Genomic DNA, 26,925 nt, shown 5'->3' on the forward strand with positions numbered 1-26,925 from the left:
GGGTCGGCCGACCCGGGGCGTCAAGAAGCCCAAGAAAACGCCGGAATCCCGGCATAGCGGAGACCCTTTTGCCGTGCCCAACGCCACCTTCGAGATACTGCCAAGCGCCATGCCCACGGCAGCCAACATTCGTGACGACATCCTTGCCAACCCCGGTTTCGGTCGTTACTTCAGCGACCACATGGCCCACGTGCGCTGGACGGCCGAGGCCGGCTGGCACGGCCACGAGGTGCGCCCCTACGGCCCGTTGACCCTCGACCCGGCGGCGGCCGTGCTGCACTACGGCCAGGAAATCTTCGAGGGCATCAAGGCCTACCGCCACGCCGACGGCTCGGTGTGGTCGTTCCGCCCGGAGAAGAACGCCGAGCGCTTCCGCCGCAGCGCCCGCCGCCTGGCGCTGCCCGAACTCAGCGACGAGGACTTCGTCGGTTCGCTCAAGGCGCTACTCGCCCAGGACCACGCCTGGGTGCCGACGCCCCGCAACGAGGCCGACGAGTCGAGCCTCTACCTGCGCCCGTTCATGATCGCCAGCGAGAAGTTCCTCGGTGTGCGTCCGGCCCACGAGGTCGACTACTACGTGATCGCCTCCCCCGCCGGCGCCTACTTCAAGGGCGGCATCGCCCCGGTGTCGATCTGGCTCTCCTCGCACTACAAGCGCGCCGCCCCCGGCGGCACCGGCTTCGCCAAGTGCGGCGGCAACTATGCCGCCTCGCTGGCTGCCCAGAAGGAAGCCGAGAAGCACGGCTGCAGCCAGGTCGCCTTCCTCGACGCCGCCGAGAACAAGTGGGTCGAGGAGCTGGGCGGCATGAACCTGTTCTTCGTCTACAAGGACGGCCGCCTGGTCACGCCGCGCCTGACCGACACCATCCTCGAGGGCGTGACCCGCGACTCGGTGCTCACCCTCGGCCGCGACGAAGGCTTCACCCCGGAGGAGCGCGCCATCAGCATCGACGAGTGGCGCGACGGCGTGGCTTCCGGCGATATCGCCGAGGTCTTCGCCTGCGGTACCGCCGCGGTGATCACCCCGGTGGGCCAGTTGATCAGCGAAGACGACACCATCCAGATGCCCGACGCCGGCAACGAGATCGCCAAGCGCCTGCGCGGCAAGCTGCTCGATCTGCAGTACGGCCGCGCCGAAGATACGCATGGTTGGTTGACCCGCCTGGTGTAACAGCGAAGTCGCCGCAATGGGCTCGCTGGTGCGAGTCCGTTGCCACCACGACTATTACCACTGAGGCGAGGGGCGCCGAAGGGCAGGCCGGCGCGGAGGTCCTACGCCAGGGATGGCGTCGGTAGCGTACAGGGAAGTATTCACAGCGCCTCCGCGAAGGCCTGCCCGTCGGGAAAGCCCCGGGCAGACTCTGATGACCCAAGTAGATTTCTACATCCTCCCCGACACCACGCTGGAAGCACGGCTCGACTTCGCCTGTCGGCTGGCCGAGACCATCGCCGGCAAGGGCTTCCGGCTGCATCTGCACGCCGAGGACGAAGCCATGGCCAGCGATCTCGACGAACGGCTGTGGACCTTTCGCCCCGAGGCCTACCTGCCCCACGCCCTGCTCGGCAGCGAGATGGCCGAGAGCGTGGCGGTGACCATCGGCTGGGAGCAGCCGCCCGAGCCGAGCGCCGAAGCGCCCATGGCGCTGCTCAACCTCGACCCGGGCATCCCCGAGTGGTTCTCGCGCTTCGAGCGGGTCGCCGAGATCATCAACCAGCACCAGCAGGTGCTCGTCGCCAAGCGCGAGTGCTGGCAGACCTACAAGCAGCGCGGCTATCCCGTCAAGGCCCATCAGCTCAAGGGGTGAGTCCCGTCCCGGTGTTACGAGAGGCCGCCTATACCGGGGCTGATCCGGCGACAGGGACTGCGAGGAGGCGCTGTGAACCTATCCCTGGGCGCTACTTTTGCCATCCCTGGCAAAAGACCTCCTCTTCGCCCTGCCCCCGGCGCCCCTCAGAGGCTGTACCGATCCGTCCGTTCACGTCTGGCTGACGCCAAGCACCCCATCGCGCTATAATCGAGCCCATTTTTCGCACGCTTTCGACGACTTCCCGCCGCCCGGCCCCACGACCCGGCGGCGATCATTTCTGGACCCGGAACGCCCCATGGACAAGACCTACCAACCCGAGCAGATCGAATCCCGCTGGTACGAGCGCTGGGAGGCCGACGGCCGCTTCGCCCCCTCGGGCGAGGGCGAACCCTACTCGATCATGATCCCGCCGCCCAACGTCACCGGCAGCCTGCACATGGGCCATGCGTTCCAGGACACCATCATGGACACGCTGATCCGCTGGAAGCGCATGCAGGGCAACAACACCCTGTGGCAGGTCGGCACCGACCACGCCGGCATCGCCACCCAGATGCTGGTCGAGCGCAAGGTCGCCGCCGAAGAGGGCAAGAGCCGCCACGACCTGGGCCGCGACGCCTTCATCGACAAGGTCTGGGAGTGGAAGCACGAATCCGGCGGCCACATCACCCGCCAGCTGCGCCGCATGGGCGCCAGCGTCGACTGGTCGCGCGAGCGCTTCACCATGGACGACGGCTTCTACCAGGCGGTGCAGGAAGTCTTCGTGCGCCTCTATGAAGAGGATCTGATCTATCGCGGCAAGCGCCTGGTCAACTGGGACCCGACCCTGCACACTGCCATCTCCGATCTCGAGGTGGAGAACCGCGAGCAGCAGGGTCAGTTCTGGCACTTCCGCTACCCGCTGGCCGACGGCGTGACGACCGATGCCGGCCTCGATTATCTGGTCGTCGCCACCACCCGCCCCGAGACGATGCTCGGCGACACCGGCGTGGCGGTGAATCCCGAGGACCCGCGCTACGCCTCGCTGATCGGCAAGTTCGTCGAGCTGCCCTTGGTCGGCCGGCGCATCCCCATCGTCGCCGACGAGCACGCCGACATGGAGAAGGGCTCGGGCTGCGTGAAGATCACCCCGGCCCACGACTTCAACGACTACGAGGTGGGTCGTCGCCACGGCCTGCCCTTGATCAACGTCTTCACCCAGGACGCGGCGATCCTGCCCCAGGCCGAGGCCTTCGACATCCAGGGCCGCCCGCTGCCCGAGATCGACTTGAGCCTGCCCGCCGCCTACGCCGGCCTCGACCGCTTCGAGGCACGCAAACAGATCGTCGCCGACATGGAGGCCGCCGGGCTGCTCGAGCAGATCGAGACGGTCAACAACACCCTGCCCTACGGCGACCGCTCCGGCGACGTCATCGAACCGCTGCTCACGGACCAGTGGTTCGTCGCCGTGGAGAGCCTGGCGGGGCCCGCCATCGCCGCGGTGGAGAACGGCGACATCCAGTTCGTGCCCAGGAACTACGAGAACATGTACTTCTCGTGGATGCGCGACCTGCAGGACTGGTGCATCTCGCGCCAGCTGTGGTGGGGCCACCGCATTCCCGCCTGGTACGACAGCGAAGGCAACGTCTATGTCGCCCGCACCGAGGCCGAGGCAACGGCGAAATATCTTGAGCAAATGGCAGCGACGAGCGGTACGCATGCCATCGCGCTGACACACCTCAAAAACAAGAACCTGTTGGTTAACGGAGTGTTGAATGAAGAAGGCATTGCTCAATTAACTGACACATTCGGGCTCGAAAGACTGACCCAGGACGAGGACGTGCTCGACACCTGGTTCAGCTCGGGGCTGTGGACCTTCGGCACCCTGGGCTGGCCGGAGAAGACGCCGGAGCTGGCGACCTTCCACCCCTCCAGCGTGCTGGTCACCGGCTTCGACATCATCTTCTTCTGGGTCGCGCGGATGATCATGCTGACCCTGAAGTTCATGGACGAGGTGCCGTTCAAGACCGTCTACGTCCACGGCCTGGTGCGCGACGGCCAGGGTCAGAAGATGTCCAAGTCGAAGGGCAACGTGCTCGACCCCATCGACCTGATCGACGGCATCACCCTGGACGCGCTGCTCGAGAAGCGCACCGGCAACATGATGCAGCCGCAGAAGGCCAAGGCGATCGCCAAGGCCACCCGCGACGAGTTCCCCGAGGGCATCGAGCCCCACGGTACCGACGCGCTGCGCTTCACCTTCCTTTCCCAGGCCACCACCGGGCGCGACATCAAGTTCGACATGGGTCGCCTCGACGGTTACCGCAACTTCTGCAACAAGCTGTGGAACGCCTCGCGCTACGTGCTGATGAACGCCGAAGGCCAGGACTGCGGTGCGCAAGGTGGCGAGGTCGAGCTGTCGCTGGCCGATCGCTGGATCGTCTCGCGTCTGCAGCAGACCGAGGCCCAGGTGACCAAGGCGATGGAGGAATTCCGCTTCGATCATGCCTCCCAGGCGCTCTACGAGTTCGTCTGGAACGAGTACTGCGACTGGTACCTGGAGCTCTCCAAGCCGGTGCTGTGGGACGAGGGCGCCAGCGCGGCAGCCAAGCGCGGCACCCGCCGCACCCTGGTGCGGGTGCTGGAGGCGATCCTGCGCCTGGCCCACCCGATGATGCCGTTCATCTCCGAGGAGATCTGGCAGCGCGTGGCGCCGCTGGCGGGTAAACAAGGCGATTCGATCATGGCGCAGCCTTGGCCCGTGGCGGAGCAGGAGAAGATCGACGAGCAGGCGACCCGCGACATCGAGTGGCTCAAGGGCGTGATCGTGGCGGTGCGCAACGTGCGCGCGGAGATGAACATCGCCCCGGGCAAGCCGCTGGAAGTCCTGCTGACCAAGGGCTCGGCGGCCGATCGCGAGCGCCTCGAGGCCAACCGCCTGTTCCTGGCCAAGCTGGCCAAGCTCGCAAGCGCCACCTGGCTCGACGACCCGAGCGAGGCGCCGCTGTCGGCCACGCAGCTGGTCGGCGACATGGAGGTGCTGGTGCCGATGGCCGACCTGATCGACAAGGATGCCGAGCTCGCCCGACTGGCCAAGGAGATCGACAAGCAGGACAAGCTGATCGGCGGCATCGAGAAGAAGCTTTCCAACGAGAGCTTCGTCGCCAAGGCGCCCGAGGCGGTGGTCGAGAAGGAGCGCGGCAAGCTCAAGGAGTACCAGGCGGCGCGCAACCTGCTGCTCGAGCAGCGCGACAAGATCGCCGCGCTCTGATCAGCGGCCCGATACCGCCGCGCTCTGATCAGCGGCCCGATACCGCCGCGCTCTGATCAACGGCCCGACACCGCCGCCAGGAGACGACACGAATGCCTCGAGACGACAGCACCATGGCCGGCCACCGCCAGGGCTTGACCCTCGAGGCGATCCGCCCGCTGTTTCCGCTGCTCGAGCGCAACAGCGCCGGGGCGATCCTGGTCGACGAATCGAGCCGTCTCATCTGGATCAACGCCTGTTACTGTCGGCTGCTGGGCATCGACGATCCGGCCAGTGTGATCGGCCGCCCCGTGGGCGAGGTGATCCCGCACACGCGCATGCCCGAGGTGGTACGCAGCGGGCAGCCCATTCTGCTCGACATCATGGAGTACCAGGCGCGGCAACTGGTCGTCACGCGGCTGCCGCTGCACGATCCGACCAGCGGCCGGGTCAACGGTGCCGTGGCCTTCATCGTGTTCGACGACCTGGGCCCCCTGGCGCCGCTGATCGGCAAGTACCGCCGCCTGCAGCACGACCTGGCGGTGGCCCGGCGCGCCCTGGCAAGCCGCGGCTCACGCTACGCGCTGGCCGATTTCGTCGGCGCCAGCCCCGCGGTGCTCGAGGTCAAGCGCCGCGCCCGCCTGGCCGCCGCTCGCGCCACCCCGGTGCTGCTGCTGGGCGAGACCGGCACCGGCAAGGAGGTGCTGGCCCAGGCCATCCACGGCGACTCGCCGCGGGGGGCCAGTCCCTTCGTTGCCGTCAATGTGGCCGCGGTGCCCGAGAACCTGCTCGAGGCGGAGTTCTTCGGCGTCGCCCCGGGCGCCTACACCGGCGCCGACAAGCGCACCCGCCAGGGCAAGTTCCAGCTCGCCGACGGCGGCACCCTGTTCCTCGACGAGGTCGGCGACATGCCGCTGGCGCTGCAGGCCAAGCTGCTGCGCGCGCTGCAGGAGGGCGAGGTGGAGCCGCTCGGCTCCAACGAGATCAAGCGCATCGACGTGCGCGTGATCGCCGCCACCAGCCGCGACCTGGAAGCCATGGTCGCCGAGGGCAGCTTCCGCTCAGATCTCTACTATCGCCTCAACGTGCTGCGCATTCAGGTTCCCCCGTTGCGCGACCGCCTGGCCGACCTCGGCATTCTGTGCGAGACCCTGCTCGGCCGGATCGCGGCGGAGAGCGGCGAGCCCCGCGCCGAGATCAGCGCCGAGGCCGTGGCGCTGCTTCAGCGTCACGACTGGCCTGGCAACATCCGCGAGCTGCGCAACGTGCTCGAGCAGACCCTGGCCCTGAACGAGGCCTGCAGCGTCATCGACGTGCCGGAGCTGGGCGCCGCCCTGCGTCTCCCCACCCAGGCCGGTGACGCAGCGGTGCCCACCACCAGCGTTCGTCCGCTGGGAGAGATCGTCGCCGAAGCCGAGCGTACCGCGCTGGCCAACGCCCTCGCTGCCTGTCATGGCAATAAGTCACGCGCGGCCCGCCTGCTGGGCATTCCCCGCTCGGTGCTCTACGACAAGCTCTCCAGACTGTCCGTTAATCCAGACAATTGACCGGTTTTCGGTCAAATTTCTTTTCGACCAAGGTCTAGAACTGTCCGAATCAGCGGACAGCCACTGCAACACTCCCTCCTAAATAAATCTCAACTTTTTGATTTAACGATTCTTTTTATTTCTGGCATGAAGTCTGCAATGCGTTGTGGCATGCGTCGCCCGAGCGGCGCTGAGGGTCGCTTCGCAGGGCGATCCATACAACATCCCATCGCCAGGCATCGACCAGGCGTCGTACCGACAACAATTCCCAAGGAGCCTTCATGTCGTTCACTCCCACTTTCGCCGCTCGCCTACGTCCGCTCACCCTCGGCGTGGCCGCTGCCGCCCTGATGGCGGGCGTCGCCACCACCGGTACCGCCGAAGCCCAGGAGCAGGTGCGCTGGCAGGTGCCCATCGCCTTTCCCTCGCACCTGGTCGGCCTGAGCACGCCGGTGCGCTTCCTCAGCGAATCGCTGGAGCAGGCTTCCGGCGGCAGCATTAATTTGCGCTACTACGAGCCGGGCGAGCTGATCCCGCCGTTCGAAATCCTCGATGCCGTCTCCGAAGGCCGCTACGACGCCGGCTTCACCTGGGTCGGCTACGACCAGGGCAGCATCCCCTCGCTGCCGCTGTTCGCCGGCGCGCCGTTCGGCATGGAGCCGCCCGCCTACCTGGCCTGGCACTACTTCGGCGGCGGCCAGGAACTGCTCGAGGAGATCTACGCCGACTACGACGTCCAGCCGCTGCTGTGCAGCATGATCGGCCCGGAAGCCGCCGGCTGGTTCGCCGAGCCGCTGGAGTCGCTCGATCAGATCGACGGCCTGCGCATTCGCTTCGCCGGCATCGGCGGCCGCGTGCTGGAGCGCCTGGGCGCCTCGGTCACCATGATCCCCGGCGGCGAGCTCTACCAGGCCATGGAGCGCGGCACCATCGACGCCACCGAGTTCTCCGCCCCGGCGGTGGACCGCATCCTCGGCATGCAGGAGATCGTGCAGAACTACGTGATGCCGGGCTGGCACCAGACCTTCACCACCGCCCACCTGCTGATCAACAAGGAGAGCTGGGAGGCGCTGGAGCCGCAGACCCAGGCGATGATCGACATGGGTTGCCGTGCGGCCACCCTCTACGGCTACTCCGAGAGCGAGATCGAAACACCCAAGGCGCTGCGCGACTTCGAGCAGGAGGGCGTCAACGCCCAGGTCTTGCCCGACGAGGTGCTGTCGGAGCTGCGCCGGGTGACCAACGAGGTGCAGGCCGAGATCGCCGCCGAGGACGAAATGTTCGGCCGCGTGCTCGAGAGCCAGCGCGAGTTCATGAAGCTGCACGGCAACTGGCACGTCAAGGGCCACCTGCCGCGCTCCTACTACGCCCCGGAAAATCTCGAGAACTGAGCCGGCCGCCCGGTAGCGGGCGGCCTCTGCCAGCCATAAGCGACAGCGGCCCCCGCCGTAAGGCGGGGCCGCCCCGTGTTCCCAACGCCCCGGAGTCACCCCATGAGCGTCAACGAATCAGCGGCCTCTGCCCAGGGGCCGGAGGGCCACTCCGTGCCGGAATTGCCCACCAACCGCCTCAGCTATCGCCTCGACCTGACCATCCTGCTGTTCGGCCGCGCCGTCTCCTGGCTGTGGCTCGCCACCATGGCGGTCGTGCTGACCAACGTGGTCAACCGCTTCATCCTCGGCCGTGGCTCGATCGCGGTGGAAGAGCTCTCCTGGCACCTGTTCGGCGCCACCATGATCCTCACCCTGGCCTACGCCGTGGTCAGCGACGATCACGTGCGCGTCGACGTGATCCGCGAGAAGTTCTCTCTGCATACCCAGGCCTGGATCGAGCTGGCAGGCATCGTGCTGCTGGCGCTGCCGATCCTCTACCTGATGACCGAGGCGCTGTTCGAGTACGGCTACCGCGCCTTCGCACGCGGCGAGCGCTCCCAGGCGCCGAGCGGCCTGCCCTATCGCTTCATCATCAAGACCCTGATTCCCATCGGCCTGACGCTGGTCGCCGTGGCGCTGTTCTCGCGAGCGCTGCGCTGCGCCACGCTGCTGTTCGGTTTCCCCCGGCCTCTTCGCCAGACCACACCGCGGCACTAGCGGCGCGCCGCCCTCCGCCATACGCCACGTTCATCTAGCGAGATCGACTATGGGACTGGAACAATTTCTCGTGCTGGCCATGTTCGCCAGCTTCATGGGCCTGCTGCTGCTGGGCTTCCCGGTGGCCTGGTCGCTGGCCGGCATCGGCTTCGTCTTCGCCGTCATCGGTCACCTGCTGGTGGAGTTCGCCGGCGCCGACCTGTGGTTCTCCTGGGGCGGCACCATCGGCGTGCTGGACCGTCGCATCTACGGCATCGTCGCCAACGAACTGATGGTGGCGCTGCCGCTGTTCATCTTCATGGGCATCATGCTCGACCGCTCCGGCATCGCCGAGCGCCTGGTCACCTCGCTGGTGCGCGTGCTCGGCGGCCTGCGCGGCGGCTACGCCATCACCGTGGTGATCGTCGGCGTGCTGCTGGCGGCTTCCACCGGCATCGTCGGCGCCTCGGTGGTGCTGCTCGGCATGCTGTCGCTGGGGCCGATGATGCGCGCCCAGTACAACAAGTCGCTGGCGGTGGGTACCGCCTGCTCGGTGGGGACCCTGGGTATTCTGGTGCCGCCGAGCATCATGCTGGTACTGATGGCGGACCGCATGGGCACCTCAGATGCCTCGGTGGGACGGCTGTTCATGGCCGCGCTGGTTCCCGGCGTGATGCTCGGCGTGCTCTATGTCGCCTACATCCTGATCGCCGCCTATCTGAACAAGGACCTGGCACCGGCGCCCAAGGACCGCGAGCCGCTCGACGCGCGCGCCTTCCTGCAGGTGTTCTGGGCGGTGTTGCCGCCGTTGGGCCTGATACTGGCCGTGCTCGGCTCGATCTTCACCGGCTTCGCCACCACCACCGAGGCCTCCGCGGTAGGTGCGCTGGGGGCCATGCTGCTGGCCCTGGTCAACCGCCGGCTCAGCCTCACGACCCTGCGCCAGGCGCTCTACCAGACCAGCCGCACCACGGCCTTCATCTTCGCCATCTTCATCGGCGCCACGGTGTTCGCCGCCGTGCTGCGCGGGCTGGGGGGCGACGACGTGGTGCGCTTCGCCCTCACCGGCCTGCCCTTCGGCGAGACCGGTATCGTGCTGACCATCCTCGCCGTGGTGTTCCTGCTCGGCTTCTTCCTCGACTGGGTGGAGATCACCCTGATCATTCTGCCGCTGGTGGCCCCGGTGGTCATGAACCTGGGGGTGGATCCGCTGTGGTTCGCGATGCTCTTCGCCATCTGCCTGCAGACCTCTTTCCTGACGCCACCGGTGGGCTTCGCGCTGTTCTACATCAAGGGCGTCTGCCCGCCAGAGATCACCACCCGTGACATCTATCTCGGGGTCGCACCCTTCGTCGCCATCCAGCTGCTCGGGCTTGCGCTGGTGTTCTTCTTCGCCCCACTGGCGACCTGGCTGCCCAACGCCATGTATGGCGGCAACTGACAACGGAGACCGGACATGCAACTCATCGACAAGACGGCCCTGATCACCGGCGCCGGCGGCGGCATCGGCCGCGCCATCGCCGAGCGCTATGCCCGCGAGGGCGCCAGGGTCGCGGTGGCTGACCTCGACCTGGCTGCCGCCGAGGCCACCGTCGCGCAGATCCGCGCGCAAGGCGGCGACGCCATGGCACTGGCCATGGACGTCACCGACGAAGGCGCGGTGGACACTGGCGTCGCCGCGGTAGTGGAGCGCTGGGGCAGCCTGGACATCGCCATTGCCAACGCCGGCATTCAGCACATCGCGCCGCTGCATGCCTTGTCCTTCGCCGACTGGCGCAGGGTGATGGCGGTACACCTCGACGGCGCCTTCCTGGTCACCAGCGCCGCCCTGCGTCAAATGTACCGTCAGCCGAGCGGCGGCTGTCTGCTCTACATGGGCTCGGTGCACAGCAAACTCGCTTCGCCGCTCAAGGCGCCCTACGTGGCCGCCAAGCACGGCTTGCTGGGGCTGTGCCGCAGCGTGGCCAGGGAAGGGGCGGCACACCGGGTTCGCGCCAACGTGATCTGCCCCGGCTTCGTACGCACGCCGCTGGTGGACAGGCAGATCCCCGAGCAGGCCGAGGCGCTGGGCATCTCGGAGGAAGCGGTGATCCGCGACGTGATGCTCAAGGATACCGTGGACGGCGAGTTCACCACGCTGGACGACATCGCCGAGGTTGCGCTGCACCTGGCGGCCTTCCCTACGGCGGCGCTGACGGGCCAGTCGGTGGTGGCCAGCCACGGGTGGTACATGCAGTAGTCACGATAAGTTAAAGAACGCTGTTCCGTTACGTTCCCTTACGCTAGAATGGGGCATCGCTATCTCCATCGTGCGTGCCCCTCATGTCACACTTCGAACCGATCTTCAGTCCAGGCCGTATCCTGCTGTTCAACCTGCTCGGCGCCCTGCTGGTCTGGTCCTGGCTCTCGCCCAGCCTGCTGTTCTGGACCGAACTGGACGACGCCGTCTTCTTCACCACCAACGCCTGGCTGAGCGGTGACAACGATGCCTGGGTGCTGTTCGTGGCGGCGCTCAACACCCGCGTGTTCGACGTGGCCAGCCTGCTGGTGCTGCTGGCCCTCTTCGTGTGGGCGATGAGCCGCGACCCATGGCACCCCAACCGCCTGCTGCGCTGGGGCGGCATCGGCGTCGCCATGCTGCTGGCGGCGGTGTTCATCGCGCAGGGGGTGCGCCTGGCAATACCCTATACCCACCCCAGCCCCACCCTGGTCTACGATAACGTCAACCTGGTGACGCAGCTGGTCGACCTGCCCACCAAGGACAGCTCTGCCAGCAGCTTCCCGGGCGACCATGGCATCAACCTGTTCCTGTTTGCCGCCTTCATGTGGCGCTTCGCCGGCCTGCGTGTCGCCCTGGTCAGCGCGGCCTTCGCGGTCCTGCTCAGCGCCCCGCGTATCCTCAGCGGTGCCCACTGGTTCAGCGACGTGTTCTTCGCCGCTTTGGCGATCAACCTGATCGCAACACCGTGGATCCTGCTCACCCCGGCCGGCCCGGCACTCGCTCGCGCGATCGGCGCCGGGCTGCTCACGCTGCGAGGCGCGTTACCCGACCGGCCGAGCTTGGGCTAGCCCGCTAGCCCGCAAGGGCGCGGGCTTCAGCCCGACCTCTTGCGTCGATGCGTCGAGGGCTCCTTGGGCTGTCAGTTGGCTCTCTTCCAGCCGCCCAATACCCGCTGGTCCGGCCCGAAGAGCACCAGTCGATCATGGTCGATAAGAAAGCGGTAGGCGTTCTCCATCATTCCGGTAACCCGCTTGGCATCCTCGAGCTGCGCGCACCCGCGGCGGGTAGTGGCAAGCTCGCTGAACTGGATGCGGTTGCCCTCGTCCAGGCGCACCCGGCCATTGAGCTGGTTGCAGCCGTCGCTGCCGCTGACACGACCGTCTGACGAAACGGTGAAATGCGGCGTCTCGGGCATGGAGAGCCGCTCGTCGGTGCCCACCAGCAGCAGGTTCCAGCGCGGCCCCACCACCGGATGATCGCTGGCGACACGCTCGCCCTCCTGGCGCGTCGGCTCGGAGGGCTGGCTGCCGCACGCCGCCAGCAGGGCGGCGGCTGCCGTCATCAGGCCCAGGCGGGCCACAAGCGTCTTCATCATGGAATTTCTTCTTCTCTCAAGGGCTGAATTCAACGCCGCACGGCCAGGCGCAAAGGCACTCCCGACCCTACCAGGCGCCGGTGTTCGGCATGGATGCCCAGGGCTCCCGCGGCGGCAGCGCCTCGCCCTTCTGCAGCAGCTCGACGGAGATGCCGTCGGGGCTGCGCACGAAGGCCATGTGGCCGTCGCGTGGCGGCCGATTGATGGTCACGCCCCCCGCCTGCAGGCGCTCGCAGAGGGCGTAGATGTCCTCGACGCGATACGCCAGATGACCGAAGTTGCGCCCACCGCCGTACTCCTCCGGGTCCCAGTTGTAGGTCAGTTCCAGCTCAGGCGACTTGAGCTCGGCGGAGCGGGACTCGTCCTCGGGTGCAGCGAGAAAGACCAGGGTGAAGCGCCCCTTCTCGTTCTCCTTGCGCCGGACTTCCACTAGCCCCAGCAGGTCGCAATAGAAGTGCAGCGACGCGTCCAGATCACTGACGCGAACCATGGTGTGCAGATACTGCATGACCCCCTCCTTGTGTCGTGTCCCACTCACTCATGAGTGTATTCGTTGAAGATGGCCGGCGTACGATCCTCATGGCGCCAGGTCAGCACGGCGTAATCGTCCTGGCGTCCGGTTTCCATGCCGGGCGAGCCATGCGGCATACCGGGCACGGCTAGCCCCGCCACGTCGGGCTGCTCCTCGAGCAGCCGCTTGATGTCGGCAGCGGGCACGTGACCCTCGATCACATAGCCCTCGACCAGCGCCGTGTGGCAGGAGGCCAGCTCCGGCGTGACACCATGCTCGATCTTGACCGTGCGCATGTCATCGCTCTTGTGCCGGCGCACCTCGAAACCCTCCTCCTCGAGATGTTCGGCCCAGGCCGAGCAGCAGCCGCAGTTGGGGTCCTGGTACATCTCGACCACGGGGGCGGCCGATGAGGAGAGGCTGAAGTGGGCCGCCAGCAAGCCGCCCGCCAGGGCGGTGAGCAGCGCTGCCTTCCGGGTCTTGCGGTTTGCGGGTAGGATCTTCATGTCGGTGGCTCCCGATGCGTTGCGTCGCCTAGTGAGGGGAATCGTGACAAGCCGCCGACGAATTGCCAATACCCCAAGCACAAGAGAGCCGAAATGGCGCACTATTGCGATCTGGCCCCCGGCCACCCCTGGCACGGCCCCTACCACCAGGAGGAATACGGCTTCCCGGTCGGGGACGACACGGCCCTGTTCGAGCGCCTCGTGCTGGAGATCAACCAGGCCGGGCTGTCGTGGCTGACGGTACTGAAGAAGCGCGACGCGTTTCGGCGTGCCTTCGACCGCTTCGACATCGACCGGGTTGCCGCCTTCGGCGACACCGACCGCGCACGACTGCTCGCCGATGCCGGCATCATTCGCAACCGGCTCAAGATCGAGGCGGTGATTCACAACGCTAGCGTGATCCAGGCCCTGCGCGAAGAGTATGGCAGCTTCGCCGGCTGGCTCGATCATCATCACCCACTGCCGCTGGCCGACTGGGTCAAGCTGTTCCGCCGCACCTTTCGCTTCACCGGCCCCGAAATCGTCGGCGAGTTCCTGATGAGCACCGGCTACCTGCCCGGCGCCCATCGCGACGACTGCCCCGTCCACCAACGCATACTCGCCTGTCGCCCCGCCTGGCACACGGCCTGAGCCCCGGCGCATCTTCGCAAGGAGTTCAAGCGCATGGATACCCTGACACAGGCCGCTCTGGGTGCGGCGGTAGGCGGCACGGTGCTGGGCCACCGACTGGGGCGCAAGGCGATCCTGCTCGGCGCAGCGCTGGGCACCCTGCCCGATCTCGATGTCTTCATCGACTACGGCGATGCCGTGGCCAACGTCACCGAGCATCGCGGCTTCAGCCACTCGCTGTTCGTGCTCACCGGCCTCGGCACGCTGCTGGCAGGGCTGGCCAGGCGCTTCGCCGCGGCCCGCGACATTTCCCTGGGCCGCTGGTGGGCCTACTTCATGCTGTGCCTGGTGACCCATCCGCTGCTCGACGCCCTGACCACCTACGGCACCCAGCTCTGGTGGCCGCTCGACGTGCGCCCCAGCGCCTGGCCGGTAGTGTTCATCATCGACCCGCTCTACACCCTGCCGCTGCTGGCAGGCATCGGCATCGCGCTGATCGGCGGCAACGGCTGGCGCGGCCCCGCCTGGGGGCTGTCGCTCTCCTGCGCCTACCTGCTCTTCGCCATGCTCGCCAAGGGCGTGGTCGAGCACCGCCTTGCACCGGTACTCGCCGAGCGTGGCCTCGAGGAGGCGCCACGGCTGGTGCAGCCCACCCCGTTCAACACGCTGCTGTGGCGAGCGACGGTCATCGACGGCGACCGCCATCACGAGGCCCTGGTGGGCCTGCTGGATGGCGATACGCCGCCGATCGTGGAAACCTTTCACCGCGGCGCCGAATTCGAGTCCGCCGCGCTGGCATTCGAAAAGGGCCGACGGCTGGACTGGTTCGCCGGTCCCTTCATTCGCTACGAGCTACGCGAATGGGAGGGGCGGGAAGCCCTCATCGCCACCGACCTGCGCCTGGGCTTCCCGGGGTTCTATGCCTTCGGCTACGCCTTGGCAGCTCGCGAGGGGGAAGCCTGGCGGCCGCTGGAGGTCACCGAACTGGTCGCCTCCGACTCACGCGCCGACCTGGCCACACTCGGCCGGCTGGGAGGTCGCATGCTCGATGCGCAGCCTCCCTTGTGCACGAGCCGTTTCGTTGCCGAGCGCTGGGTTGCAAACGTGCCCGGGGCGTGCTGAGTCCTACAGGCCGGCGACCAGTCCGTCGATGGCCTGCCGGGCCTCCTTGAGCGCGGCATCGCGCCGCCCCTCGCCCATGGCGAGCCCCTCGGCATAGACCACCGATACGTCGTCGATGCCGATCATGCCCAGCATCGCCTTGAGGTGCGGCGTCTGAGTATCGAGCTCGGTGCCGGCATACTGTCCACCGCGGGCAGCCAGGATGACGGCGCGCTTGCCGTTCACCAGCCCCTCGGGGCCCTGCTCGGTATAGCGGAAAGTGACGCCGGCGCGCATCACCCGGTCGAACCAGGCCTTGAGCTGGGACGGAATGCCGAAGTTGTACATCGGCACCGCCAGCACCAGCACGTCGTGGGCCTGCATCTCCTCGATCAGCCTGTCGGAGCGCTCGGCCAGCACCTGCTGTTCGGCGCTGCGCCCTTCGGCCGCGACCTGCCAGCTGGAGAGCTCCTCGAGCCCGAGGTGGGGCAGCGATTCGACGGCCAGGTCACGGTGGGTGAGACTCAGCTCGTCGCGCTCGGCGACACGCTGGCGCAGGTGGCTGGCCAGGGCGTTGGACTGCCCCTGTTCGCCGAGGATGGAAGAAGTGACGAGAAGTATACGGTTAGCCATGACGATCTCCCTCGAAGGGTGGGTGTTGATCGCCATGTTACGTGCAATTTTTACCATTAAAAGCGTATAGTTTCGCGCTTTTCGTTCGAAAAATACGAAACTTTATGACGCCAATAGGCCCCGCCTAACGGCGAGGCCTATCGAGATGCTGCACGAGGGCGCAGGCTTCACCCGCGCCGTCACATGCCTCAGCTGAAATTCTGGGCGACGAAGTCCCAGTTCAGCACGCTCCAGACGTTCTCCAGGTACTTCGGACGCGCGTTGCGATAGTCGATGTAGTAGGCGTGCTCCCACACGTCGATGGTCAGCAGCGGCGTCTGGCCGTGGGCGATCGGGGTATCGGCGTTGCTGGTGTTGACGATGTCGACGCCGCCGTCTGCGGTCTTGATCAGCCAGGTCCAGCCGGAGCCGAAGTTGGCCACGGCGTTGGCGTTGAAGGTTTCCTTGAACTTGGCGAAGGAGCCGAACTTGGCGTTGATCGCCTCGGCCAGCGCGCCTTTCGGCTCGCCGCCACCGTTGGGCGCCAGGCAGTGCCAGTAGAAGGTGTGGTTCCACACCTGGGCCGCCTGGTTGAACAGGCCGCCGGAAGAGGACTTGATGATCTCCTCGAGCGACTTGTTGGCATCGTCGGTACCCTCGGTCAGCTCGTTGAGCTTGGTGACGTAGGCCTGGTGATGCTTGCCATAGTGGTAGTCGAGGGTCTCGGCGGAAATGTACGGCTCGAGGGCGTTCTTGTCATAGGGCAGTGCCGGCAGTTCGAATGCCATGATGGTGGCTCCTTGCTTTTCACGGTGGTATGGCGGAGCTTGCCCAAGGCGCCCGACTTGCCCTGAGGAGGCTCCGCCGCTATTTTTCCAAGGAATCACTAGATTAATTCCAACCGGCCCTATGTCAAGCAAACGCGATGGAAAAGCCTCCGGCAGCCCGATGGATAGCGCCGAGAGGCTGCTGCAGCTACTCAAGACCCGCGGCCCCCAACCTGCCGCTGCCCTGGGCGAGATGCTCGGTACCAGCGGGGAAAACGCTCGCCAGCAGCTCAACAAGCTGGCGCGGCTGGGGCTGGTGACCCAGCGTCCGCTTCCCGGCGGCGTCGGGCGACCGGTCATCGAGTGGCGGCTCAGCGAGGCCGGCCACGCCCGCTTTCCCGATGGCCATGCCGACCTGGCGTCACGATTGATTCTCAGCGTGCGCGACACCCTCGGCGACGAAGCCCTGGCAAAGCTGGTCGAAGCGCGCCAGGGCGAGACCCTGGCGCTCTATCGAGACGCGCTGGGCGACGCCACGGCGCTGGAATCCCGTGTCGAACGCCTGGCCGAGATCCGCACTCGGGAGGGCTACATGGCGGAATGGCAGCGCGAGGAGGACGGCAGCCTGCTGCTGATCGAGAACCACTGCCCGATCTGTCGCGCCGCGCACACCTGCCCCGACCTTTGCCGTTCCGAGCTGACGGTGTTCCGCGCCGTGCTGGGCAAAGACGTCAGCGTCGAGCGCACCGAGCACGTGCTGGGCGGCGCACGGCGCTGCGTCTATCGCATCGAGAGCGTTTAAGGGGCAATGCCCTGACCACAGCCCCGATAGGTCTGGCCTTCGATGGTAAGGGTGACCCGGGCGGGGAAGGGCTCGCCGCTCATGTCGTCGAAGCAGGCCCGCGCTTCCAGGCGCAGCTCGAAGGGCTGCTGTGCCGCGGCGCTGGCGAGCGCCACCCGGCCGTTGGCGTTGTCCATGCCGGTGACGCGATAGGGCAGCGTCATTTCCCGCGTGCCGTAGTCGAGCACCAGGGTCAGTTCGGGCGTGTCGTGGGCCAGGTTGACGTTCCAGCCCGGCTCGTTGCCACGCCCATGGAACATCACCCCGGGGCGGTGCTGGCGCGTCAGCGCCGTGCGCGCCATGTCGGCGCGGCAGTCGAGCTTGCCGTTGGCGCTCTCCACCACCGCCTCCCCACCCTGGTTCCAGAAGCTCAGCTCCCCCTGCTGGTAACGCGCACCGCTAGCCACCACCGCCGGCGTCAGGCGATAGGCGCCATGTGCCGACCACAGCCGCAGTTCGCGCTCGCCGAAGGCCGTCACCAGGTCCTGCTGCGGCGTGCAGCGCCAGGCCTCGAAGCGCTCGGCGCCGCCCGGGAACAGCGAGGAGGGTAATAACGGTGCCGTGCTGGCGACCTTGTCGGCAGGCCGCGCCCCATCGACGGTGGCAGTGGCGCAGCCGCCCAGCAGCAGCGAGGCGGCCAGGAAAAGAGCCGGGGGGAAAGAGGTAGGGACGCGAAGCGACATGACAGTTCCTTGAAGAGTTCGAACGGCCACAGCATAACAGGCACCGACGCCCTGCGGCCCGGTGCCTCTTTCACGCGCCGCGAACGCAGCGTGCCCGCCCAGGGTCAGCCATGGCGGCGGCGCAGTTCGCGTGCCGCCTCGACCATGTTGGCCAGGGCCGGTTCCACTTCCTCCCAGGCGCGAGTCTTGAGGCCACAATCCGGATTGACCCACAGCCGCTCGACGGGAATGCGCTCGGCCGCCTTCTCCATCAATTGCACCATCCAGGCCACCTCGGGCACGTTGGGCGAGTGGATGTCGTAGACGCCCGGGCCGATCTCGTTGGGATAGGCGAAGTCCTGGAAAGCGTCGAGCAGCTCCATGTGGGAGCGTGAGGTCTCGATGGTGATGACGTCGGCGTCCAGCGCGGCGATGGCGGCGATGATGTCGTTGAACTCCGAATAGCACATGTGGGTGTGGATCTGCGTCGCATCCCGCGCAACCGAGGCGGTCAGGCGGAAGCACTCCACCGCCCAGTCGAGATAGCCCTGCCACTCGCCCTGGCGCAGCGGCAGCCCCTCGCGCAGCGCCGGCTCGTCGATCTGGATCGCCGGAATGCCGGCGGCCTCGAGATCGGCCACCTCGTCGCGCAGCGCCAGGGCGATTTGCCGGCAGGTCGTCTCGCGCGGCTGGTCATCGCGCACGAAGGACCACTGCAGCATGGTGACTGGCCCCGTCAGCATGCCCTTCATCGGTCGCCGGGTGAGCGACTGGGCGTAGCGGCTCCAGGCCACCGTCATCGGCGCCGGGCGGCTCACGTCGCCGACGATGACCGGCGGTTTGACGCAGCGCGAGCCGTAGCTTTGCACCCAGCCGTGACGGGTGAAGACGTAGCCATCCAGCTGCTCGCCGAAGTACTCGACCATGTCGTTGCGCTCGGCCTCGCCGTGCACCAGCATGTCGATCCCGAGTGCCTCCTGGCGGCGTACGGCATCGGCGATCTCGTCGCGCATCTGCGCCTCGTAGGCATCGCGCCCCAGCTCACCGCTCTTGTGAGCGCGCCGGGCGGCGCGGATCTCCGCGGTCTGGGGAAAGGAGCCGATGGTCGTGGTGGGGAATGGCGGCAGGTCGAGCACGCCACGCTGGGCCCCGGCCCTGACCGGGTAGGGGTTGTCACGCGAAAGCTCGGCGTCGCCAGCCCGGGCCAGGCGCTGGGCCACCTCGGGTCGATGCAGCCGCGGCGAGGCACGTCGGGCGTCCAGCGCCGCCGTGGCGGCGGCCACCCGGGCGCGGTCCTCCGCACCGGCGCGATTGCCCAGCAGCCGCGCCAGGGTCACGGTCTCGTCGAGCTTCTGGCGGGCGAACGCCAGCCAGCTCTTGAGCTCCTCGTCGAGCCCATCCTCGCTTTCCAGGTCCACCGGCACGTGCAACAGTGAGCACGAGGGCGCCAGCCACAGCCGCTCACCCAGGCGCATGCGGGCGTTGGCCAGGCGCTCGTGCAGGGCGCCCAGGTCGGCGCGCCAGACGTTGCGTCCATCGATGGCCCCGACCGACAGCACCTTGTAACCGGGCAGGTTGTCGAGCACTGCGGTCAACTGTTCGGGGGCGCGTACCGCGTCGACGTGCAGGCCTTCCACCGGCAGATTCACGGCCAGCTGCAAGTTATCCCCCAGCCCGCCGAAATAGGTCGCCACCAGCAGCTTGACCGGCGCGGCGCGCAGGACATTGTAGGCTGCCTCGCAGGCCTGTCTCCACGCCAGGGGCAGGTCCTGCACCAGCGCCGGCTCGTCGAGCTGAACCCACGCCACGCCCTGCTCGGCCAGGCGCGCCAGGATCTCGGCATAGACCGGCAGCAATGCCTCGAGCAGGCTCAACCGGTCGAAGCCCTCCTCGCGCGCCTTGCCCAGCCACAGCCAGGTCAGCGGTCCGGTGAGCGCCACCTTGACCGGATGCCCCGCCGCGCGCGCCTCGGCCACCTCGTCGAACAGCCGCGAGCTGGCCAGCTTGAACGCCTGCCCCTCGTGCAGCTCGGGGACCAGGTAGTGGTAGTTGGTATCGAAGTACTTGGTCATCTCGCAGGCGGCCGCAGGCGCCCCGCTGGGTGCCCGCCCGCGCGCCATGCGGAACTGGGTGTCGAGATCGATCTCGCCGCGGGCCAGCTCCTCCTCGGCGGCGAAACGCGCCGGCACGGCCCCCACCAGCGTGGTGACGTTGAGCACCTGGTCGTAGAAGGCGAAGTCGCCCACGGTGACCAGGTCGAGTCCGGCGTCGCGCTGCGCCTGCCAGTGACGCGCCCGCAGTTCGCGGCCGGCGGCTTCCAGGGCGTCGCGTTCGAGCTCACCACGCCAATAGGCCTCGACGGCCCGCTTGAGTTCGCGGCCGGCGCCGATTCGCGGATAGCCAAGCACATGAGCTAATGTCATGATAAATCCCTCTACGCATGAATGATGCGGTAGAGTCTCGCCGTCAGCGACACGTGAATCAAACTAAATATATTAACGAAGAACCTGAATAATACTCATGATAGAACTTCGTCACTTGCGCACGCTGGTCGCCTTGCGTGATGCCGGATCGCTGGTGGAAGCCGCCGAGCGGGTCCACCTGACCCAATCGGCGCTGTCGCACCAGATCAAGGATCTGGAGGAGCGCCTGGGCACGGCGTTGTTCGTGCGCAAGACGCGACCGGTGGAGTTCACTCGTGCCGGCCAGCGTCTGCTGGCACTGGCCGAGCAGGTGCTGCCGCTGGTGCGCATGGCCGAGCGCGACGTCGCCCGACTGATCGGGCACGAGCCGGGGCGCCTGCACATGGCCATCGAGTGCCACAGCTGCTTCCAGTGGCTGATGCCGACCATCGATCACTTCCGCGACCACTGGCCGGAGGTGGAGATCGACATTCCCGGCGGACACCATTTCGACCCGCTGCCGGCCCTGGCCCGCGAGCAGCTCGACCTGGTGATCACCGCCGACCCGCAGCCGCTGCCGGGGGTCTACTACGAGCCGCTGTTCCGCTATCAGGGCCTGCTGGCGGTCGCTCGACAGCATCCTCTCGCCGACCGCGCCTTCATCGTGCCCGCGGAGCTCGCCGACGAGACCCTGATCACCTATCCCGTCGAGCATGCCCGCCTGGACGTGTTCACCCAGTTTCTCGACCCCGCCGGCGTACGCCCGCGCGAGATCCGCACCGCCGAACTCACGGTAATGATGATGCAGCTGGTGGCCAGCGGTCGCGGCGTCTGTGCGCTGCCCAACTGGGCCCTGACGGAGTACCTGGAGCGCGACTACGTGAAGGCGGTGGGGCTCGGCGAGGCGGGCATGTGGAGCACCCTGTATGCGGCCATCCGCGAGGAGAGCCGCGAGCAGCCGTGGATGGAGGATTTCCTGCGCACGGCCCGCGAGACCTCCTTCGCCGTGCTGGAAGGCATCAAGCCGGCTTGACCGGCAGCTTGGCCCTGCCGTTCCCTCCTCTCGGCAGCAGCAGCGAGAAACGCGCACCGCCCAGCTCCTGGCTGTCGTCGACCACCACGCTGCCGCCGTGCCAGGCCATGACCTTCTGCACGATGGAGAGCCCCAGCCCGTAGCCCCCGCTGCGCCGGGTACGACTGTCGTCGAGCCGGGCAAAAGGCTTGAAGATGGCCTGACGCTCGCCGGCCGGTACGCCGGGCCCGTCGTCCTCGATGTCCAGCCGCACCAGCCGCGACTCCAGCGTGATCCGCACCAGCACCCGGGATTGGGCGTGTCGGCAGGCATTGGCCACCAGGTTCTGCAGCGCCCGCTGCAGGTAGCGCGGATCGGCCAGCACCTCGACCTCATCTCCCGGCGCCAGCGCCAGGCGCAGGTGCGCATGCAGCGGCGCCAAGGTCTCGATGACCCGCTCGGCGACGGCGCGACAGTCGACCTGGGTGCGCTCCAGCTCGGCCCCGTTGACGATGCCGCTGTCGAGCCGCGCGTAGGTCAGGATCTCGTCGATCAGTTGATCGAGCTCCTCGATGTCGCTGTCGATGCCGTGCAACTGGCGGTGAATGGCGGGGTCGTCGGTCATGTCCTCGACCATCTGCATGGCGAAGCGGATGCGTGCCACCGGCGTGCGCAGCTCGTGGGACACCGCGCGGATCATCTCCTGCTGCGAGCGCAGCAGCGACTGCACCTGGGCGGCCATGGCGTTGAAGGCCATCCCCACCCGGCCGATGAAGCCGCCGGCGTCGACCTTGACCCGCGTATCGAGGCGACCGCTGGCGATGCGCCCCGCCGCCAGCTCGAGGCGCGCCAGGCGCGCCTCCACGCCGCGTACGATCAGGTAGATGATGGCGGCCAGCACGCCGAGCATGATCACCAGCACCAGCAGCAGCAGCGAGATGGGAGTGGGCTCGAGCGCCGAGACCGGACCGATCGACAGCCACTGGCGAGAGCCATCGGCGGCCGGCACGGCGAGATGAACCGTCAGCGCCCAATGACCCGGCATCAGGCGAATCACCAACTCGCCGTCGCGCAGCCGGGTGAGCTGGTGGCTGTCGAGCCCCTCGGGGGCCAGGTCGCTGAGACGCACCGGCAACGCCTCGCTGGTCACGCTCTCGAGGCGCCGGCGGCGGGCCTCGCCGTTCACCTCCGCCAGCCAATCGCCCAGCATCTGCGCCAGGCCGCGCAGCTGGCGCTCGTTGAGCCCCGAGAGACGGGCTTCCAGAATGCGCGCCTCGCGAGGCAGGCGCCGGTAGAGCCGCCAGTCGCCCTCCTCGCGCACCTTGACCAGCACCCGGCCGTGTTCGACCCGCCGGCGCTCGAACCAGCCAAGCTCGGCGTCCTCCGGCTCGCGCAGCGACAGGCGCACGTTGAGCAGATCCGATTGCTGGGTCAGCCAGTCACCACGCTGATGGGCAGGCAAGGCCGCCACCCGCCAGGTAAGCAGTTGCAGCGGCGCCTCGGCCAGCTGTTCGCGATATTGCTCGACGCGGACCCGATCGACCAGGGCCAGGCCCATCAGGGCCAGGCCGAAGGTCAGCAGCAGTGCCAGGGCCAGGGCCAGATAGACGCGCAGGAAGGAGCCATCGGCCAGGAACCGCTGCATGATTCAGGCATCCTTGACGAAGAGATAGCCCTTGCTGCGTACTGTCTTGATCCGGTGCGGATGGTTGGGGTCGTCACCGATCTTGGGACGAATCCGTGAAACCCGGACGTCGATGGAGCGGTCCTGGCCGTCGTACTTGATGCCACGCAAGTCGCTGAAGATCTCTTCCCGGGTGAGCACCCGGCCGGCATTGCTGGCGAGCAGCCATAGCAGATCGAACTCGGCGCTGGTGAGGTCGATACGCTCGCCCTGCAACCACGCCTCACGGGTGGCGCTGTCGATCTCCAGGTTGCCGAAGGTGAGCCGGGCCTCGCCGGATTGCTCGGCGTTCTCCGCACGGCGCAGCAGCGCCCGCATGCGTGCCAGCAGCACCCTGGGCTGAACCGGCTTGGGCACGTAGTCGTCGGCCCCCATTTCCAGCCCCAGCACCTGGTCCATGTCGTCGGTGCGGGCGGTCAACATCAGGATCGGTCCGGCATAGTCGGGCCTGGCCCGGCGACAGATCGACAATCCATCCTCTCCGGGCAGCATCAGATCGAGAATCACCAGATCCGGCTGCAGCGTCAATATCTGTTCGACACCTCGCGAGCCCTCGGCTTCCACCGTGACCTTGAATCCGTTGGATTCCAGATAGTCGCGGGTGAGCTCGGCCAGGCGCACGTCATCCTCGATAATCAGCACGTGTTCCATGTCGCTGCTTTCCAGGTTGTCATCCATCCTAGTCATCCCCGTGCTGGGCTTCGTTGTCACTCGGGACACCCTGTCCCGCCAAATCACACATCAAGGATACCCGAAATAGGCCCTTTCGCCTGCCTTTCATGACATTTCGCGTCCTTGCAGCTTGCCAGCGAAGCATAGCCCGGACTCGCGCAACAACCCAAAGGATGCCCCCTGTCGAGTCACAGCTCACCCACAGGTTATCCACTTGAAGGCGGCGAAAAAGCACACTATCTTGTGTTCTCAAAACAGAACGACACAAGATGATGTGCATTTACCAAGCCTTGCCTTGGCTGTCAATGCCCCTCATCGCCCTGACCTCATCCCCACGCAGAAGGGATTATCGGCCCATGGAACTTCAGACCCCCGACCCGACCGACCTGTCGCTCACGGCTCCACGAACCCTGCGCGTGATCAAGCGTAACGGCGACGTGGTGGCCTTCGATGCCAGCAAGATCGCCGTCGCCATGCGCAAGGCCTTCATCGCCGTGGAGGGCGACAACGTCAGCGCCTCCTCGCGGGTCCGCGACTTCGTCGAGCAGGCGAGCCAGAGCATTGCTGCGGCCTTCCAGCGCCGCATGCCCGATGGCGGCACCGTGCACATCGAGGACATCCAGGATCAGGTGGAGCTGGCGCTGATGCGCGCCGGTGAACAGAAGGTCGCCCGCGCCTACGTGCTCTACCGCGAGGAGCATGCCCGTGCGCGCGCCGCAGCCGGCGCCGAGATCGAGAAGCCGCACCCCACGCTCAACGTGACCCTGGCCGACGGCAGCCGCCGCCCGCTCGACCTCGGCCGCATCGAGACGCTGGTATTCGACGCCTGCGCGGAGCTCGAGAACGTCGACCCCAACCGCATCGTCGAGGAGTCGCTGAAGAACCTCTACGACGGCGTCTCGGTGGACGGCGTGTCCCAGGCGCTGATGATGACCGCGCGCACCCTGGTGGAGAAGGAGCCCAACTACACCTACGTCACCGCGCGCCTGCTGCAGGACAGCCTGCGTCGCGAGGCGCTGTCGTTCCTCGAGGTCGCCGAGGAGGCCACCTTCGGCGACATGGCCGAACTCTACAAGCCGGCGTTCCAGGCCTACGTCGCCCGCGGCATCGAGTTCGAGCAGCTCGACCCGGCGCTGGCCGAATTCGACCTCGAGCGCCTCGGCGACGCGCTCGACCACACCCGCGACAACGCCTTCACCTACCTGGGCCTGCAGACCCTCTACGACCGCTACTTCATCCACAAGGATGACGTGCGCTACGAGCTGCCCCAGGTGATGTTCATGCGCGTGGCCATGGGCCTGGCACTCAATGAGGACGACCGCGAGGCGCGCGCCATCGAATTCTACGAGCTGCTCTCCAGCTTCGACTACATGGCCTCGACGCCGACGCTGTTCAACTCGGGTACCGTGCGCAGCCAGCTCTCCAGCTGTTACCTGACCACCGTGCCCGACGACCTCGACGCCATCTACAGCGCGATTCGCGACAACGCCCTGCTCTCCAAGTGGGCCGGGGGACTTGGCAACGACTGGACCCCGGTGCGCGCGCTGGGCTCCTACATCAAGGGCACCAACGGCAAGAGCCAGGGCGTGGTGCCGTTCCTCAAGGTGGTCAACGACACCGCGGTAGCGGTGAACCAGGGCGGCAAGCGCAAGGGCGCGGTATGCGCCTATCTCGAGACCTGGCACCTGGACGTCGAGGAGTTCCTCGAACTGCGCAAGAACACCGGCGACGACCGCCGCCGCACCCACGACATGAACACCGCCAACTGGGTGCCCGACCTGTTCATGAAGCGGGTGTTCGACGACAAGGAGTGGACGCTGTTCTCGCCCGCCACCTGCCCCGACCTGCACGATCTCTATGGCGCCGCTTTCGAGAAGCGCTATGAAGAGTACGAGGCGATGACCCGCTCGGGCCAGCTCAAGCTCTACAAGCGCGTGCGCGCCAAGGACCTGTGGCGCAAGATGCTCTCGATGCTGTTCGAGACCGGCCACCCGTGGATCACCTTCAAGGACCCGTGCAACCTGAGAAGCCCGCAGCAGCACGCCGGCGTGGTGCACTCCTCGAACCTGTGCACCGAGATCACCCTGAACACCAGCGTCGACGAGATCGCGGTGTGCAACCTGGGCTCGGTGAACCTGGCGCAGCACGTGGTCGACGGCAAGCTCGACGACGCCAAGCTGAGGAAGACCGTGCGTACTGCCGTGCGCATGCTCGACAACGTCATCGACATCAACTACTACGCGGTGCCCCAGGCGCGTAGCTCCAACTTCAAGCACCGCCCGGTGGGGCTCGGCATCATGGGCTTCCAGGACGCTCTCTACGCCCAGGACATCGCCTACGCCTCCGAGGAAGCGGTGGCCTTCGCCGATCGCTCCATGGAGCTGGTCAGCTACCACGCCATCGAGGCCTCCAGCGATCTCGCTGCCGAACGCGGCCGCTATGAGAGCTTCGAGGGCTCGCTGTGGAGCCAGGGCATCCTGCCCATCGACTCCATCGAGAAACTGAAGCAGGAGCGTGGCGACAAGTACATCGAGGTCGACACCTCTTCCACCCAGGACTGGGACCGCATTCGTCAGAAAATCGCCGAGCAGGGCATGCGCAACTCCAACGTGATGGCGATCGCTCCCACCGCGACGATCTCCAACATCTGCGGCGTGTCGCAGTCGATCGAGCCCACGTACCAGAACCTCTACGTGAAGTCGAACCTCTCCGGCGAGTTCACCGTGGTCAATGCCTACCTGGTCCACGACCTCAAGGCGCGCGGCCTGTGGGACGAGGTGATGATCAACGACCTCAAGTACTACGACGGCTCGGCCCAGCCCATCGAGCGCATTCCGCACGACCTCAAGGCCAAGTACGCCACTGCCTTCGAGGTGGAACCGAAATGGCTGGTGGAGGCCGCCGCGCGGCGCCAGAAGTGGATCGACCAGGCCCAGTCGCTGAACCTTTACATCAAGGGTGTCTCGGGCAAGAAGCTCGACGTGACCTACCGCATGGCGTGGTTCCGCGGCCTCAAGACCACCTATTACTTGCGCGCCCTGGGCGCCACCTCGGTGGAGAAGTCCACCGTCGATCGCGGCACGCTCAACGCAGTGAGCAATCAGGCGCCTTCGGCCGCTCCGGCACCGGCTCCCTCCGCCGCACCCGCCCGCGAGCCGCGCGGCGTGGAGGACTTCCTGACCGGCAAGGCGGGCAGCGGATCGCGAGCGCCGAGTGCTGCGGAGATAGATGATCTGGGCTGCGAGGCCTGCCAGTAACGACCAAGAGCGAAGAAGGAAGACGGCGCTGCGCGTCGATGACGAGGAAAGAGCATGGCGGTAC

The 26,925-nt window shown here is 66.9% G+C and carries 23 protein-coding genes; 14 read left to right on the forward strand and 9 right to left on the reverse strand.

Translation table 11 applies throughout. The features are described 5' to 3' along the window. Positions 1 to 109 precede the first annotated feature (109 nt). From HNO51_RS17885 to HNO51_RS17925, 9 genes are all read left to right on the forward strand, one after another. Complete coding sequence (locus tag HNO51_RS17885; RefSeq protein ID WP_197451108.1) at positions 110 to 1,171, forward strand: branched-chain amino acid aminotransferase; 1,062 nt, start codon at positions 110 to 112, stop codon at positions 1,169 to 1,171. 193 nt (positions 1,172 to 1,364) lie between these two features. Continuing rightward, complete coding sequence (locus HNO51_RS17890; protein ID WP_197448572.1) at positions 1,365 to 1,805, forward strand: DNA polymerase III subunit chi; 441 nt, start codon at positions 1,365 to 1,367, stop codon at positions 1,803 to 1,805. 298 nt (positions 1,806 to 2,103) lie between these two features. Continuing rightward, the gene (locus tag HNO51_RS17895) at positions 2,104 to 5,055 is read left to right on the forward strand and encodes a valine--tRNA ligase (RefSeq protein WP_197448573.1); all 2,952 of its coding nucleotides are present in this window, start codon (positions 2,104 to 2,106) and stop codon (positions 5,053 to 5,055) included. Positions 5,056 to 5,147: 92 nt separating this feature from the next. Further along, entirely contained in the window at positions 5,148 to 6,581 is a 1,434-nt protein-coding gene (locus HNO51_RS17900) for a sigma-54 interaction domain-containing protein (protein ID WP_234283718.1), read from the forward strand. A 260-nt stretch (positions 6,582 to 6,841) separates the two neighbouring features. Next, positions 6,842 to 7,951, forward strand: coding sequence for a TRAP transporter substrate-binding protein (locus HNO51_RS17905; RefSeq protein WP_197448574.1), 1,110 nt, complete (start codon positions 6,842 to 6,844; stop codon positions 7,949 to 7,951). 102 nt (positions 7,952 to 8,053) lie between these two features. Further along, the gene (locus HNO51_RS17910; RefSeq protein ID WP_197448575.1) at positions 8,054 to 8,650 is read left to right on the forward strand and encodes a TRAP transporter small permease subunit; all 597 of its coding nucleotides are present in this window, start codon (positions 8,054 to 8,056) and stop codon (positions 8,648 to 8,650) included. 49 nt (positions 8,651 to 8,699) lie between these two features. After that, a complete protein-coding gene (locus HNO51_RS17915) occupies positions 8,700 to 10,070 on the forward strand; it encodes a TRAP transporter large permease (RefSeq protein ID WP_197448576.1) in 1,371 nt (456 codons plus the stop codon). 15 nt (positions 10,071 to 10,085) lie between these two features. Beyond that, positions 10,086 to 10,868: a 3-hydroxybutyrate dehydrogenase gene (locus HNO51_RS17920; protein ID WP_197448577.1), complete on the forward strand. Its 783-nt coding sequence runs from the start codon at positions 10,086 to 10,088 to the stop codon at positions 10,866 to 10,868. An 83-nt stretch (positions 10,869 to 10,951) separates the two neighbouring features. Next, positions 10,952 to 11,698 carry a phosphatase PAP2 family protein gene (locus HNO51_RS17925; protein WP_197448578.1) on the forward strand — a complete coding sequence of 249 codons (747 nt, stop codon included), beginning with the start codon at positions 10,952 to 10,954 and terminating at the stop codon, positions 11,696 to 11,698. A 71-nt stretch (positions 11,699 to 11,769) separates the two neighbouring features. Here the strand turns inward: HNO51_RS17925 and HNO51_RS17930 are convergent, their stop codons facing one another. The 3 genes from HNO51_RS17930 to HNO51_RS17940 form a co-directional block, all read right to left on the reverse strand. Next, complete coding sequence (locus HNO51_RS17930) at positions 11,770 to 12,225, reverse strand: META domain-containing protein (RefSeq protein WP_197448579.1); 456 nt, start codon at positions 12,223 to 12,225, stop codon at positions 11,770 to 11,772. A gap of 67 nt (positions 12,226 to 12,292) precedes the next feature. Next, on the reverse strand, positions 12,293 to 12,733 hold the full coding sequence (locus HNO51_RS17935) for a VOC family protein (RefSeq protein ID WP_197448580.1): 441 nt from the start codon (positions 12,731 to 12,733) through the stop codon (positions 12,293 to 12,295). A 26-nt stretch (positions 12,734 to 12,759) separates the two neighbouring features. Next, positions 12,760 to 13,242 (reverse strand): DUF411 domain-containing protein, encoded by a 483-nt coding sequence (locus HNO51_RS17940; RefSeq protein WP_197448581.1) that lies wholly within the window; start codon positions 13,240 to 13,242, stop codon positions 12,760 to 12,762. A 93-nt stretch (positions 13,243 to 13,335) separates the two neighbouring features. Between HNO51_RS17940 and HNO51_RS17945 the strand changes: the two genes are divergently transcribed. Beyond that, on the forward strand, positions 13,336 to 13,872 hold the full coding sequence (locus tag HNO51_RS17945) for a DNA-3-methyladenine glycosylase I (RefSeq protein WP_197448582.1): 537 nt from the start codon (positions 13,336 to 13,338) through the stop codon (positions 13,870 to 13,872). Between the two features lie 33 nt (positions 13,873 to 13,905). After that, a complete protein-coding gene (locus HNO51_RS17950; RefSeq protein WP_197448583.1) occupies positions 13,906 to 14,973 on the forward strand; it encodes a metal-dependent hydrolase in 1,068 nt (355 codons plus the stop codon). A 3-nt stretch (positions 14,974 to 14,976) separates the two neighbouring features. Here the strand turns inward: HNO51_RS17950 and HNO51_RS17955 are convergent, their stop codons facing one another. Beyond that, complete coding sequence (locus HNO51_RS17955; protein WP_209538032.1) at positions 14,977 to 15,585, reverse strand: FMN-dependent NADH-azoreductase; 609 nt, start codon at positions 15,583 to 15,585, stop codon at positions 14,977 to 14,979. A gap of 188 nt (positions 15,586 to 15,773) precedes the next feature. Next, positions 15,774 to 16,352: a superoxide dismutase gene (locus HNO51_RS17960; RefSeq protein WP_197448585.1), complete on the reverse strand. Its 579-nt coding sequence runs from the start codon at positions 16,350 to 16,352 to the stop codon at positions 15,774 to 15,776. Between the two features lie 160 nt (positions 16,353 to 16,512). Between HNO51_RS17960 and HNO51_RS17965 the strand changes: the two genes are divergently transcribed. Continuing rightward, complete coding sequence (locus HNO51_RS17965) at positions 16,513 to 17,133, forward strand: helix-turn-helix transcriptional regulator (RefSeq protein WP_197448586.1); 621 nt, start codon at positions 16,513 to 16,515, stop codon at positions 17,131 to 17,133. Here HNO51_RS17965 and HNO51_RS17970 read toward each other — a convergent pair. After that, positions 17,130 to 17,855, reverse strand: coding sequence for an MliC family protein (locus tag HNO51_RS17970; RefSeq protein ID WP_197448587.1), 726 nt, complete (start codon positions 17,853 to 17,855; stop codon positions 17,130 to 17,132). The genes HNO51_RS17965 and HNO51_RS17970 overlap by 4 nt on opposite strands. 104 nt (positions 17,856 to 17,959) lie before the next feature. After that, complete coding sequence (gene metE, locus HNO51_RS17975) at positions 17,960 to 20,257, reverse strand: 5-methyltetrahydropteroyltriglutamate--homocysteine S-methyltransferase (protein WP_197448588.1); 2,298 nt, start codon at positions 20,255 to 20,257, stop codon at positions 17,960 to 17,962. Between the two features lie 97 nt (positions 20,258 to 20,354). On the opposite strand from metE, the gene HNO51_RS17980 reads away from it, so the two are divergent. Next, positions 20,355 to 21,269, forward strand: coding sequence for a LysR family transcriptional regulator (locus HNO51_RS17980; protein ID WP_209538033.1), 915 nt, complete (start codon positions 20,355 to 20,357; stop codon positions 21,267 to 21,269). Here HNO51_RS17980 and HNO51_RS17985 read toward each other — a convergent pair. Together HNO51_RS17985 and HNO51_RS17990 are read right to left on the reverse strand one after the other, a co-directional pair. Next, complete coding sequence (locus tag HNO51_RS17985; RefSeq protein ID WP_209538034.1) at positions 21,256 to 22,893, reverse strand: ATP-binding protein; 1,638 nt, start codon at positions 22,891 to 22,893, stop codon at positions 21,256 to 21,258. The two genes, HNO51_RS17980 and HNO51_RS17985, sit on opposite strands and share 14 nt — an antisense overlap. A gap of 3 nt (positions 22,894 to 22,896) precedes the next feature. Next, positions 22,897 to 23,610 (reverse strand): winged helix-turn-helix domain-containing protein, encoded by a 714-nt coding sequence (locus HNO51_RS17990; protein ID WP_197448591.1) that lies wholly within the window; start codon positions 23,608 to 23,610, stop codon positions 22,897 to 22,899. A gap of 350 nt (positions 23,611 to 23,960) precedes the next feature. On the opposite strand from HNO51_RS17990, the gene HNO51_RS17995 reads away from it, so the two are divergent. After that, on the forward strand, positions 23,961 to 26,861 hold the full coding sequence (locus HNO51_RS17995; RefSeq protein WP_209538035.1) for a ribonucleoside-diphosphate reductase subunit alpha: 2,901 nt from the start codon (positions 23,961 to 23,963) through the stop codon (positions 26,859 to 26,861). Positions 26,862 to 26,925: the final 64 nt, after the last annotated feature.

Source organism: Billgrantia sulfidoxydans (assembly GCF_017868775.1).
In the GTDB taxonomy this organism is placed as follows: Bacteria; Pseudomonadota; Gammaproteobacteria; order Pseudomonadales; family Halomonadaceae; genus Halomonas; species Halomonas sulfidoxydans.